The sequence below is a fragment of the Haloarcula sp. H-hyl2 genome (assembly GCF_056934385.1).
Genome location: NZ_JBRIIJ010000001.1, coordinates 418681 through 431761, shown reverse-complemented (window position 1 = coordinate 431761; position 13081 = coordinate 418681). Strand labels below are relative to the sequence as shown.

Sequence of the window (13081 nt, the reverse complement as noted above, 5' to 3'; positions counted from 1 at the left end):
TATATAATTATAAATAGACGCATATGGCGACTGCCAGTCGGCAGCGTGTCACACGAACGACGCGTCACGGGATGGTGTCGCTGACCGCCGGCTTCCTCGCGGGCGTCGTCCTGTTTCTGGCTATCGGTGCAGGGGTGAACGACGCCGTCATCTCCGCGCTCTCGCTCGCGACGATCGTCACGGTCAGCCGCATGCTCTCGCTGTAGGACACAGCGGACCCTCGGTAGGGCCCAGCGAGAGTTGCCAGTAGGTCCCATCCCGATACCGTGGGTTGACACATGCTCACGAAGCAGGGTGGTCCCGAAACCGTTTTGGCGACCCACGGCGCACCGTCGGTATGCCGACCGAACCCGAAACGGGCTACGACCCTGAGCTGGGTCGGAAGTTCATCTTTGTCACCGGGGGCGTGATGTCAGGACTGGGGAAAGGCATCACTGCCGCCAGCACAGGCCGCTTGCTCAAGAACGCCGGGTTCGACGTCACCGCTGTCAAGATCGACCCGTACCTCAACGTCGACGCCGGAACGATGAACCCGTTCCAGCACGGCGAAGTGTACGTCCTCAAAGACGGCGGCGAGGTCGACCTGGACCTGGGCAACTACGAGCGCTTCCTCGACATCGATATGACGTTCGACCACAACGTCACGACGGGGAAGACCTACCAGCACGTCATCGAGAAGGAGCGTGCCGGGGACTACCTGGGCCGGACCGTCCAGATCATCCCGCACATCACCGACGACATCAAGCGGCGGATCCGCGAGGCCGCAGAGGGCAACGACGTCTGTATCATCGAGGTCGGGGGGACCGTCGGTGACATCGAGGGGATGCCCTACCTGGAGGCGCTGCGGCAGTTCGCCCACGAGGAAGACGAGGGCGACATCCTCTTTACCCACGTCACGCTCGTCCCCTACTCGAAGAACGGCGAACAGAAGACAAAGCCCACCCAGCACTCGGTGAAGGAACTGCGGAGCATCGGGCTCCAGCCCGACGTGCTCGTGGGCCGCTGTTCGGACAAACTGGACATCGATACCAAGGAGAAGATCGCACTGTTCTGTGACGTCCCGACCGAGGCCGTCTTCTCGAACCCGGACGTCGACGACATCTACCACGTCCCGCTGATGGTCGAGGAAGAGGGGCTCGACGAGTACGTCATGGAGCGCCTGGACATCGCAGACGAGGCACTGCCCGCGGACGAGCGGGAGAACCGCTGGCGCGAACTGGTCACCCAGCGGACCGAGGGCGAGGTCGACATCGCGCTCGTCGGGAAGTACGATCTGGAGGACGCCTACATGTCCGTCCACGAGGCGCTGAAACACGCCGGCCTGGAGAAAAACGTCGACGTAAACGTCCAGTGGGTCGACTCCGAGAAGATGAACGACCGCCACGCCGACCGGATGAAAGACGCCGACGCCATCGTCGTTCCTGGGGGCTTCGGCTCCCGCGGGACCGACGGCAAGGTCGAGGCCATCCGCTACGCCCGCGAGAACGACGTTCCCTTCCTGGGACTGTGTCTCGGCTTCCAGATGGCCGTCGTCGAGTACGCACGGAACGTCCTCGACCTCGACGGGGCCCACTCCGCGGAACTCGACGAGGACACGCCCTACCCCGTCATCGACATCCTGCCCGAGCAGTACGAGGTCGAGGACATGGGCGGGACGATGCGACTGGGTGCCAACGTGACCGACATCGAACCCGGGACACTGGCCGCCGCGCTGTACGGCGGTGACTCCTGTACGGAACGCCACCGCCACCGCTACGAGGTCAACCCCGAGTACATCGACGATCTGGAGGCCGCCGGCCTGGTCTTCTCGGGCCACTCGGACAACCGGATGGAGATCCTCGAACTGCCGGTCGAGGAGCACCCGTACTTCATCGGCACGCAGTTCCACCCCGAGTTCCGCTCGCGGCCGACCCGCGCGAGTCCACCGTTCGTCGGCCTGCTGGAGGCCGTCCTCGGCGAGGACCCACATGCTATCGAGGGACGGGAGGTGAGCCACTGATGGTCGACGTCGACTCGTTCATCGAGGAGGCCAAGGCCGAGATCGCAGACCAGGTCGGCGAGAAGAACGCCGTCATCGGGCTCTCCGGCGGCGTCGACTCCTCGACGGCCGCCGCGCTGGCCTACGAGGCCATCGGCGACCAGCTCACCGCCGTCTACGTCGACACCGGGCTGATGCGGAAAGGCGAGACCGAGGAGATCCGCGAGACCTTCGACTACATGGACTCGCTGCGGATCGTCGAGGCCCAGGACCGCTTCATCGACGCGCTCGAAGGCGAGACCGACCCCGAGGAGAAGCGCCACATCATCGGCGAGCAGTTCATCCGGGAGTTCGAGGAGGTCGCCCGCGAGGTCGACGCCGACTACCTGGTCCAGGGGACAATCTATCCCGACCGCATCGAGAGCGAGGGGACGATCAAATCCCACCACAACGTCGGGGGCCTGCCCGAGCGTATCGACTTCGACGGCATCGTCGAGCCGATGCGGGACCTCTACAAGGACGAGGTCCGAGAGGTGGCTCGCGCGCTCGATCTGGAGGAGATCATCTCCGAGCGGATGCCGTTCCCGGGCCCCGGTCTGGCGGTGCGTATCATCGGCGAAGTGACCGCGGAGAAATTGGAAGTGGCTCGCGAGGCCAACCACGTCGTCGAGGAGGAACTCGAAGAGTACGAGCCCTGGCAGGCCCTCGCCGCCGTCATCGGCAAAGCGACGGGCGTCAAGGGTGACAACCGCGTCCACGGCTGGGTCGTCGCGGTCCGCTCGGTCGAGAGCCGCGACGGGATGACCGCCCGCGCCCAGGAACTGGACTGGGAGACGCTCCAGCGCATCCAGAGCCGTATCACCGGCGCCCACGAGAACGTCGCTCGCGTCGTCTACGACGTGACCCACAAGCCGCCGGCGACCATCGAGTACGAATAACCAGTCGCACCGTTTTGACCGCTCACTCGACGAGGTCGGCACCGGTGTTGCGGGGGGCGACGACGTGAACCTCGCCCTCGACGGCCGCGGCGTCGAGCGCGTCCCGGCCTGCGTCGCGCGCCGTCTGTTCGTTGTCGACGTCGGTCAGCCCCCAGACCGTCGGTCCCCAGGAGGACTGCCCGGCGCCGGTGATCGCCGGCGCGTCGGTCAGGAACTCGACGAGTTTGCCCGCCGGCGGGCGGTAGACGCCACCCTGTTCGTCCGCGTACCAGGCCCCGTTGAGTCGGCCGAGCCTGGCCGCCGCCGCGCCGAACGCCCGTCGGTCACGGGTCGCGATGGCGGGCAGTAGTTGCCTGGTCAACAGTGTCGCTATCTCGTCGGCGATACCGGGGTCGGCCCGTTCGACCGCCTGGCGCATGCTCCGGTCCTCGGTGGCGCCGCTCCGGCCGTGGTCGACATCGGGGACGACCAACAGGAACCGCCAGTCGGCAGGGACGTCGTGTCTGGCCAGGACGGGCGGGACGTCCCAGTCGCCCTCGGCCGGGGGTTCGGCTGTGAACCGCTCCGTCGGGTGGCCGCCGTCGACGACGAACCCGCCCTGGAGGAACGTCGCGACGCCGATACCGCTGCGCCCGCCACGCCCCAGGTCCGGGGCGTAGGTCCGAACGTCCGCCGTCGTGTCGTGAGCGCGGGCGACGGCGATCAGGGCAGCCAGCGAGAGTTGCGTCCCGCTGCCGAGGCCGACGTGGCGGGGGAACCGTTCGGTGAGAGAGACTGTGGCACCGGGCACACCGAGTGCCTCGATGGCGCGCCGGACGTACGGCCGAGCCGCGTCGTCGTTACAGCGGAGTTCGTCCGCGGGCTGGGCCTCGACGACGAGCCGCGGTGCCGCGAGCGCGAGCCCGACACCCCCGTAGAGCCGCTCGTGTGCGAGCGCGAGGTTCTGGAAGCCAAAGTGGAGCCGTGCGGCGGTCGTGACCCTCGCCATGGCCGTCGATTGGCCGGCCCCCGAGATGAAACTAGTGTTCCCGTAGCGGACTGCCAGGACGGGCGAAAAGTACATATCAGCCAACGAGTTACCACGGCGTATGCCAATCGACACCGCGCTGCGTGCACTCGCGGACCACCTCGAGGCGTCGGCGAGCGACGGTGTGGCTATCGAGCGTGTGTCGGCGGCGACCGACGGCGAGGACCTGACAGCCGAATTGACGGTCGAGTACCCACTCGAACTGGCAGCGAACGCCGAGACTGTCACCGTCACCGACTCCGAATACAGGGACGGCGGTGTCCACGTCGACGTCTCGGTGACGGTCGACACCGCCGCGTTGACCGAGACGACCACAGAGGCGTCCGACCACCCCTCGGAGAGTACTGGGCCGACCGACGGTTCGGTAGCGGACGTTCCGGCCTACAAGGACCCCGAACGACTCCGGGAGGTCTACGACGCCTGTGACTCGTTCGCAGCGATGCAGGAGGCCCTCGACGTGGACGTCACGGCCCAGACCGTGCGCCGGAACATGATCAAGCACGGCATCCACGATCCAAGCACGAACGCCAGCGGTGACGACGCAGATGGAGGTGACGATGCCAGCGAGAACGACGATAGTGGGGGCGTCGACGACAGCGAGAACGACACAGCCAGCGACAGCGAAGAGACGGCCTCACCCCCGTCGTCCCGTGCCTTCGACGACACTGACCTGCCGGACGGCATCACGCCCGAGGACGTCCGCGACGCCGTCGCAGAGTCGAGTTCGTTACACGGCGCGCAACTCGCGCTCGACCTCGACATGCGCGAGACACGGTCGCTCCTGAAAGAGCTGGGCGTGCTGGACCACGTCACCGGTCGACTCGCCGACAAGGACGACGATCCCGACCCCGCCGAGATCGAACGTCAGATCTACGACTCGCTGACCGCACGGGCAGACGGCGGCGAGTCAGAGCACTGAGCCGCTGGCCCGGCCAATCGGGACGTCGTGGCCTGCTCCCGACAGGCCTACTGTCACAGGAACTCCGCCGGGCAACCATGGGGGACGGTACCGCGACTACAAGTTATTTAAGGTCGCCCGCGGCTTCGGTGGTGATATGAGCCAACAGGAACGCCACGAGCGTCCGGAGAAAGACCCCGAGCTCCGGAGCAACGAAGTCACCGAAGGGCCCGAACACGCCCCCCACCGGGCGATGTTCCGGGCGATGGGCTACGACGACGAGGACCTGGCCTCGCCGATGATCGGCCTCGCCAACCCGGCGGCCGACATCACGCCGTGTAACGTCCACTTAGACGACGTCGCCGAGTCCGCCTACGACGGCATCGACGACGCGGGCGGGATGCCCATCGAGTTCGGCACCATCACCATCTCCGACGCCATCTCGATGGGGACCGAGGGGATGAAGGCCTCGCTCATCTCCCGTGAGATGATCGCCGACTCCGTCGAACTGGTCTCCTTTGGCGAGCGCATGGACGGCCTGGTCACCATCGGCGGCTGTGACAAGAACATGCCGGGGATGATGATGGCCTCGATCCGAACAGATCTGCCGAGTGTCTTCCTCTACGGTGGCTCGATCATGCCCGGCGAGCACGACGGCCGCGAGATCACCATCCAGAACGTCTTCGAGGGCGTCGGGGCCGTCGCGGACGGCGACATGACCGAGGACGAACTCGACGAGATGGAGCGCAACGCCTGCCCCGGTGCCGGCTCCTGTGGCGGGATGTTCACCGCCAACACGATGGCCTCCATCTCGGAGGCGCTCGGGTTCGCGCCGCTGGGCAGTGCCAGCCCGCCGGCCGAACACGAGTCCCGCTACGAGGCGGCCCAGCGCGCCGGCGAACTCGCCGTCGAGGTCGTCCAGGAACGGCGTCGTCCTTCCGATTTCCTCACGCGGGAGTCCTTCGAGAACGCCATCGCGCTGCAGGTCGCCGTCGGCGGATCGACCAACGCGGTCCTTCACCTGCTGGCCCTGGCCGCCGAGGCCGGCGTCGACATCGACATCGAGACGTTCAACGAGATCAGCAAGCGCACGCCGAAGATCGCCGACCTCCAGCCCGGCGGTGAACGCGTGATGAACGACCTCCACGAGGTCGGTGGCGTCCCGGTCGTCCTGAACGCCCTCTACGAGGCCGACCTGCTCCACGGCGACGCGCTCACCGTCACTGGTAACACGATCGGCGAGGAACTGGAGGCCTACGACCCGCCGGCCATCGCGGATCTGGACGTCGACTATCTCTACACCGTCGACGAACCCAAGAACGAGCAGGGTGCCATCCGCATCCTCACCGGCAACCTCGCGCCCGACGGCGCCGTCATCAAGATCACCGGCGAGGATCACCTCCACCACGAGGGCCCGGTGCGGGTCTTCGACGAGGAGGAGAACGCCATGGAGTACGTCCAGGAGGGTCGCGTCGAGTCCGGCGACGCCATCGTCATCCGCAACGAGGGCCCACAGGGTGGGCCTGGTATGCGCGAGATGCTCGGTGTCACCTCCGCCGTCGCCGGCCAGGGCCACTCCGAGGACGTCGCGCTGCTGACCGACGGCCGCTTCTCCGGCGCCACGCGGGGCTTCTCCATCGGCCACGTCGCCCCCGAAGCCTACGTCGGCGGCCCCATCGCCGCGCTGGAGGACGGCGACACTATCACCATCGATATCGACGCACTCGAACTCTCCATCGACCTCACCGACGAGGAGATCGAAGCGCGCCTCGAAAACCACGATCCCGAACCCGCCTACGACAACGGTGTGCTCGCGAAGTATTGCCGCGACTTCGGGTCGGCGGCCAACGGTGCGGTGACGAACCCGGGCGTGAAGTGGGAGTGAGGGAGCGGCTGTAGCACAGGTCACCGGACTCGAACGGAGTGAGAGTCCGGCTTTTTCGCCCACGTTTTTCGAGGAGTGGTGGCCGAGCGCAGCGAGGCCACCCGACGCTGAAAAAGGTGGTCGGCGGCCAACGGTGCGGTGACGAACCCGGGCGTGAAGTGGGAGTGAGGGAGCGGCTGTAGCACAGGTCACCGGACTCGAACGGAGTGAGAGTCCGGCTTTTTGGCCACCGAAAGACTCGCTATGCTCGTCCCTCAGCCTGCTCGGAGCTCGGAGAGTTCCGGAACGAGCGTGAGATTCGCAGCGTCCACCTCGCCTGGCGAGAGTGCTTCATTCGCAAACGTTAGAAGCGTGGGCCACAACCACGCTCCATTCTGCGAACATACAGTAGGATGTCAGGTTATGCGAATCCGATCGAACAGTCGACCGAGTGTGCCGCCCCTCCATCCGAGGTTAGTTTTATAAAAAATATTCAAATATTAAAAGCAAAGAAATTATGTATTTCACACCAGATTGTGTGACTGGAATATGAGTCAACCAGAGACTGACTCCAATGGGTCGACAGCAGAGGGGGATAAGGAAAAGCAAGTAGCGAGCGGCAACGACGGCGATTCCGCCAACTCCGTCTTATCTACGTTTCAAAGTGAGCAGGCAGGGGTAGTGGGAATCCGCGAAGGGATTTCGTACGGCCTCGGCCTCATGGTGTATATCCTCGTGCTGTTCCTGGCTGCTGCAGTCGTGAACGGCCTCGGTGTCGCGTTACTCTTCGGTGCAAACGGAGTCGAAAACGGTATCGTCACCGCAATTCTCGGGCTGTTCGGAGCCGTCGTCACACTCGCTGCGATGGTCGTGTTCTTCGCCGGGTTCGCCGGGCTCCAGTACAAGATCATCTCCGATGCGGTCTCGCGGGGTAACTGAACGCCAGGGCAGCGGGGCGGCTTTTCGCGACCGATCGACCGCACCGGCAATCCCATCGTCACGATAGTGAGTATGGTGGGACGGAACGGTCCAGCGTCGGTATCTCTCCTCGGTGCTCAGTAGTTACCACGACGCAGCAGTCGTCGAACCGACAGTCCGTCTGGGCAGCAATTGATCGATACGGTGAACGCTGACCCGCAACATCCGAGTAGGCCCGGTGAATAGTAGACAGTGTGCCAGAGACGTACCTGTGTGCGAACTGTCGTGAAACGGTCGACCGGGAGTTCGCGGTCCGGTCGCTCATCCGGACCTGTGACGAGTGTGGGCAGAACGGTCGGTTCCTGCATACGTCACTGGTCGACTCGCTGGAGTCGATTCCCGAGGCGGACCGTCCCGACGAGTGGGAACGGATGCGACTCGACGAGCGCTTCGAGGACGCACTCAAGCGCGGACTTATCCAGTTAACCCGGTAAGGTGACCGAGCGGATCGCACCGCCAGCTGTCAGGCGCACCCGACGCCGGCGCGACACCGTGGCCGGGTCGATATCGACTCACAGGAGAACAGACGCGACGTACCGATGGGAGAGCTGTGTCCCGCCCGTTGCTTCAGCTCACTTCTCGGACGCTGCAGACTCGACCTGTGGGAGTGCCCCCTCCATCGGCGAGAGCGACTCGAACGACCGTCTCGTCGTGGCGGTCTCTCCGGCGGAGACGGACAGTTCGGTCCCGTCGGAGAACTGGACTGTCTCGGCGCTGTCGGTCAGGTTCGTCACGACGTAGGTCCGCGTATCGCCGTCACGGAAGACACTGTACAGCGGTGTGTCGGCGGTGACGGTCGCGTCGGGCGTTCCGACAGCGTCGAGGGTGTACAGCCAGTGTGCGGTGTGGGCACGTGACTCCGCGAAGTCGCCGCTGGTGTAGTCGGTGTCGTACCACGACCGGGCGGCCGCGGGATCCGAGAGCGCACGGAACTCCCAGAGCACGTCCGTGTACCAGCCGAGATCGAAGGTCCCCCCGCCGCCGTCGTTTGCGAGAAGTTCCGCCCAGTTCGCCGCTGCCGCGTCGGTGTTCCAGCCGAGATAGAACGAGTGGCCACCGACCGGGAGGTAGTTGATGGCGTGGATCGACTCCGCGTCCTGGTTGAACCACGTGGCGTACTTGTAACCGCGACCCCAGATCATCCCGGCGTAGTCGTACGGCCACGCCTCGGGGAGCGTCTCGTTGGCGACGTCGAACCAGTACTGGAGCGCCGCGTGGACCTCGTGGGTGTAGAGGTAGATGCCGGTGTCCCGAATCTCGTCGTCGCCGGTCAGTTCGCCCCACAGGATGAGGGCAGCGTAGGCGTTGATCGCCTCGGAGGAAGACTCCTGGTTACAGCCGGCGGGTAACTCGCCGCTCCCGGAGGCCCAAGAGTGGCCCGCGTACGGGCTGAAAGTCCGGAGGAAGGGATACCGGTCGTCGTCGCGGTGGGGGTTCGCGTAGTCACGGACGAGGTGGTCGACGACGGCGCCGTACTGGTCCTCGCTGGCCCAGTCAGGATCCCGTCGGGCGATCTCGGCCGCTGCTTTGACCCAGTAGCCGTAGTGGAAGTGGTGGTCGTTCATGTCGGCATCGGCACCGAAGCCCATCGGCGTCCCGACCAGTGTCCCCCAGAGGTCGTCGTACCAGAAGAGGTCCGACGTGGCGACACTGCCATCCTCGGTGGCGGTGAACCACGTCTCCAGTTCCGTCCGCATCGCGTCGTGGAACGTCTCGGCGGCCTCGTCGTCGCCGATCTGTTCCGCGATGGGAGCGAGCTGGAGGAGGCGTTCGAAGTTCTTGCCCGTCCAGTACGTCCCGTCGCCCTGCCAGTCACGGATCAGCGAGTCACTCGCCTCGACGGCGTCGACGTGGTCCTCCAGGTCCGGAACGTCGGCCTCGTCGGGGAGGAACGGGAGGACGCCGCGATACGGGAGTTCTGTGGTGAAGGAGGCGCCACTGCGGACGGCCATCTCCCCGCGCGGAGACACGTACGTCCAGTCGGTCAGGTCGTCGGTCGTCGCCCGCTGCTGGTGCGGATAGAGTGCAGTCAGCGTCTCGTCGGCGTTCCCGTGTTTCGACGCGAGGTCGAACTCGTACTCGGTCACGACAGCCGACCGGGACTCGTCGTACTCCCAGGACACCGTCGTGTCTTCGACCGACGCGTACGCGTGGCGGCGGTAGGCGTCGAGTGTGTCAGGCGAGTCGTCCGGGAGGACGGCGACAGCGAGATAGCCGTCGTTCTTGAACGCTGCCGACACGCCCCCGCCAGCCGGATCGAGGGAGTCACCCGGTCGGGCGAAGATTCCATAGTGGTGCCCGCCGACGGTGACGCCCAGTACGTGGTTGCGCTTGTGCCAGACTGTCGCCGTGTCGCCGTAGGACAGGTCCATACCGCCACCGCCGGTCTCACAGTAGACGAATGGGGACCCCTGGACGAGCGTCACGTCGACGTAGTTGTCACCCTGCGCTCGCCGGTAGGTGGCCGACCAGTCTCCCCAGTCGGCGACGGATACGGGGACGCCGTCGGTAATGCTGGTGTGCGCGATGGTGAGATCCGCGCGTATAGCGTCGGTGCTCGCGTTCGCTTCGGTGACGAGTTCGGCGAAGTCGTCGGTCCGTGGCCCCCAGGAGAACGGCGCGTCTCCGACAGTCCACTGGTCGGGGTACGCCACGTCGAGGCCCGATTCGGTGACACGAGCAGCCAGTGGGTGTACCCACATGTTCTCCGAGTAGGGCTGCCAGAGGAGTGTCGTCCACCAGTCGTTGGTGGGATACGGCCCGGAAAGTCCCTCGATAGCGTGGACGGTCCGTGGCGGTGCATTCCCCTCCTCGGGCGTGACCGTCGCGATACTGCCCGCGCCCACCTGTTCGACGTCGGCAGCTTCGGCCGCACTGGTCGTCAGCGTTCCCGTCGACGCGAGGACACCACTCGCAAGCAGGCCCCGAACATATGTCCGCCTCGTGATACTCGATCCCAACGCATCGGTCGGTGATCGGTCCGAGTCGTTCATGCGGTTCTAATCCCCCGTCCAAGGCTATTTTGAGTGTGCATACAGAATCGCCAACGAGCCCCTCCGTTATAGTATTATGTCGAGTTATTGATTGTTTTTTCTGTAACCATCGACACAATAGATTTTCTACACTTCCGTCGGACGGACTGTCACCAGATCGGGGGCGACAGCACGTCCGCAGATTTTAGTACGTGGTTGACAGGGTTCTAGCCAACCGTGAATCTTCCTGGGTGGGGAGACGGGAGGCTGTCGCTGCGGCGGGTGCTCGGCAACGTCCCGGTAGTGGTGTTGGGTATCGCGCTGCTCGGCTGGTTCCTGATCGTCAACGGGATCGCGTTCACCGACGTCTTCCACGTCGGCGGTCTCGGGACGCTGTTCAACCCGTTCGTCTACACGGTGAACATCCTGTTCCACGACGACTGGGCACACTACGCGGGCAACATGCGACTGTGGCTCCCCTTCGGGATACTGCTCACGCTGCTGACGAGCAACCGGCACGTCCTCGGCCTGCTCCTGGCGACGAACTTCCTGACGATCGCGGTCGCGATCACCATCGAAGGACCGGGGGTCGGAATCAGTCACGTCGTCCTCGGAGTGGCCGCGGCGACGCTCGTCCGGTCGGCGGGCTACGCGTTCCAGAACGCGTCCTCGGAGACACTCCAGTACGTCGTCGCTGGCCTCCTCGTCCCGACCGCTGGCGGCCTCCTGCTCGTGATGATCCTCGCGGGCCCACGCTGGATCGGCGACTTCCATCACTTCCTTGGCTTCCTGTTCGGTGGTGCCATCGAGTCGATGTACGTCTTCGACTCCCACGGGACCGACGAGGACAGTGGCCGGTCGATCCCACGCAATATCGGTCGGTAGCGGCGCTACTCGAGCAGGTCGACGTTCTCGATGTCGAACCTCACGCCGCCGTCCGCCGACTCGGTCAACGAGATCTCCCAGCCGTGGTCCTCCGCGACGATCTGGGCGATGTAGAGGCCGAACCCGGTGTTCCCGTCGGCCGTCGTATAGCCGGCGTCGAACACCCGCTCGGGCGGGTGGACGTCGACGCCCGGTCCGTCGTCGGCCACGAAGAAACCGTCTGGCGACGTCCCCACGGTGACGGTGACCTGCGGTCCGGCGTGTTCGACGGCGTTCTGGAAGAGAAACTGCAGGAGGAGGCCGGCCGACTCCTGGTCGGCGACCACACGTGCGTCACCCTCGATGTCGAGGACCGCCTCGCTCTCGGCGAAGGTATCCCAGACCTCGCGGCTGAGTCGCGAGAGCCATACCGGTTGCTGATCGTCGACCGACGTCTCTCTGGTCGACAGTTCGACGACCGTGTCGACGACCGCCGAGATGCGTTCCAGGGAGTCCTCGATGGCGGTTACGTGTTCCTGTCCGTCCGCCAATAGTCCCAGCCGTCCCTGTGCGATCTGGAGTTCGTTCCGGAACTCGTGGGCGGCCAGGAGTGCGACCTTCACCATCCGTTCGTGCTGGCGCAGCAGGTCGTGTTCCCTGGTCTTGCGTGCCGTGATGTCCTGGGTGAGTCCGATCAGTCCCTGGATGTTCCCGTCGGCGTCGTACCACGGGACCTTCTTCGTGAGCACGTACGAGGCATCGAGGTCGAGGAACTCCTCGACGACGATCCGGTCCGTCTCGCCGTCGAGGACGTCCATCTCGTCGCGCAACGCCGCTTTCCCGTGTTCGTCGACGAGTTCGTCGACCTCGACGTCGGTGAGTCCGATCCTGTCGGTCGGCTCGTTGAATCCCCGTCCCATCATGACGTGTCTGGCCGCCTCGTCTTTCGCGTAGAGGTGGTCGGGCATCTCGTTGAACAGCGAGAGCAACAGCGTCTCCATCGGGGAGGGCTCCCGCCCCGCGACCGAGGGCTCTTCCCCGTCGAGTCGGGCAATGATAGCGTCGATCACGCGTGGATCCTCCACAGAGTCCGCTTGGACGGCCGTGACCACCAGATGCGCTGGAACGTCCGCCGGGTCCACGCCGACGAGGACGATCGGGAGGTCCGGGAACAGCTTCGTGACGCCGGCGGCGATATCGGTCCCGGCCTGCTCGCCCACCCGGTCGGGTAGGACCAGACAGTGGAAGACACCGTTGGTCAACCGGTCGAACAGGTCGGGGAGCGTCTCCAGAACAGTGACTGACAGCGGGCGGGCACCGAACTTCGAGGCGAGCGTCTCTGCAGCCACTGATTCCGCAGCGACTACCAGTACCGACTTATCCGTGCCCTGCCCCATCTATGGCTACAGTACTCGTATCGTCCTATGTCATTGTTTCGGCGGTCGGAATGTTTCTACAGCGACGCCCCCACAGGGGTTGTAAGAGCAAAATCCGAGCGCCCGGTCGTGTGAATAATTAAGTTCACCCTCTGCCTTCTTCGAACCGCACATGGGTCGTCCGGA

General features: G+C 65.0%; 11 protein-coding genes. 8 read left to right on the top strand and 3 right to left on the bottom strand.

The window, feature by feature from the left end; genetic code table 11:
• Positions 1-23 precede the first annotated feature (23 nt).
• The 3 genes from Hhyl2_RS02240 (at position 24) to guaA (ending at position 2916) form a co-directional block, all read left to right on the top strand.
• Positions 24-206: a hypothetical protein gene (locus tag Hhyl2_RS02240; protein ID WP_483549088.1), complete on the top strand. Its 183-nt coding sequence runs from the start codon at positions 24-26 to the stop codon at positions 204-206.
• Positions 207-337: 131 nt separating this feature from the next.
• Positions 338-1999, top strand: a complete 1662-nt coding sequence (gene pyrG / locus Hhyl2_RS02235; protein ID WP_483549087.1) for a glutamine hydrolyzing CTP synthase — start codon at positions 338-340, stop codon at positions 1997-1999.
• The gene (gene guaA, locus Hhyl2_RS02230) at positions 1999-2916 is read left to right on the top strand and encodes a glutamine-hydrolyzing GMP synthase (RefSeq protein WP_483549086.1); all 918 of its coding nucleotides are present in this window, start codon (positions 1999-2001) and stop codon (positions 2914-2916) included. Before pyrG ends, guaA begins: the two co-directional genes overlap by 1 nt.
• A gap of 22 nt (positions 2917-2938) precedes the next feature.
• On the opposite strand, the gene Hhyl2_RS02225 is transcribed toward guaA, so the two are convergent.
• Positions 2939-3904 carry a beta-ribofuranosylaminobenzene 5'-phosphate synthase family protein gene (locus tag Hhyl2_RS02225; RefSeq protein WP_483549085.1) on the bottom strand — a complete coding sequence of 322 codons (966 nt, stop codon included), beginning with the start codon at positions 3902-3904 and terminating at the stop codon, positions 2939-2941.
• 100 nt (positions 3905-4004) lie between these two features.
• Between Hhyl2_RS02225 and Hhyl2_RS02220 the strand changes: the two genes are divergently transcribed.
• From Hhyl2_RS02220 to Hhyl2_RS02205, 4 genes are all read left to right on the top strand, one after another.
• Entirely contained in the window at positions 4005-4862 is an 858-nt protein-coding gene (locus tag Hhyl2_RS02220; protein ID WP_483549084.1) for a DUF8073 domain-containing protein, read from the top strand.
• 136 nt (positions 4863-4998) lie between these two features.
• Entirely contained in the window at positions 4999-6726 is a 1728-nt protein-coding gene (ilvD, locus tag Hhyl2_RS02215) for a dihydroxy-acid dehydratase (RefSeq protein ID WP_483549083.1), read from the top strand.
• A 528-nt stretch (positions 6727-7254) separates the two neighbouring features.
• Entirely contained in the window at positions 7255-7644 is a 390-nt protein-coding gene (locus Hhyl2_RS02210; RefSeq protein ID WP_483549082.1) for a hypothetical protein, read from the top strand.
• A gap of 233 nt (positions 7645-7877) precedes the next feature.
• Positions 7878-8117, top strand: a complete 240-nt coding sequence (locus tag Hhyl2_RS02205; protein WP_483549081.1) for a hypothetical protein — start codon at positions 7878-7880, stop codon at positions 8115-8117.
• A 138-nt stretch (positions 8118-8255) separates the two neighbouring features.
• Here the strand turns inward: Hhyl2_RS02205 and Hhyl2_RS02200 are convergent, their stop codons facing one another.
• On the bottom strand, positions 8256-10676 hold the full coding sequence (locus tag Hhyl2_RS02200) for a glycosyl hydrolase (RefSeq protein WP_483549080.1): 2421 nt from the start codon (positions 10674-10676) through the stop codon (positions 8256-8258).
• Between the two features lie 216 nt (positions 10677-10892).
• Here Hhyl2_RS02200 and Hhyl2_RS02195 point away from each other — a divergent pair, with 216 nt between their 5' ends.
• Positions 10893-11540: a hypothetical protein gene (locus tag Hhyl2_RS02195; RefSeq protein ID WP_483549079.1), complete on the top strand. Its 648-nt coding sequence runs from the start codon at positions 10893-10895 to the stop codon at positions 11538-11540.
• Positions 11541-11545: 5 nt separating this feature from the next.
• Here the strand turns inward: Hhyl2_RS02195 and Hhyl2_RS02190 are convergent, their stop codons facing one another.
• Positions 11546-12916 carry an ATP-binding protein gene (locus Hhyl2_RS02190; RefSeq protein ID WP_483549078.1) on the bottom strand — a complete coding sequence of 457 codons (1371 nt, stop codon included), beginning with the start codon at positions 12914-12916 and terminating at the stop codon, positions 11546-11548.
• Positions 12917-13081: the final 165 nt, after the last annotated feature.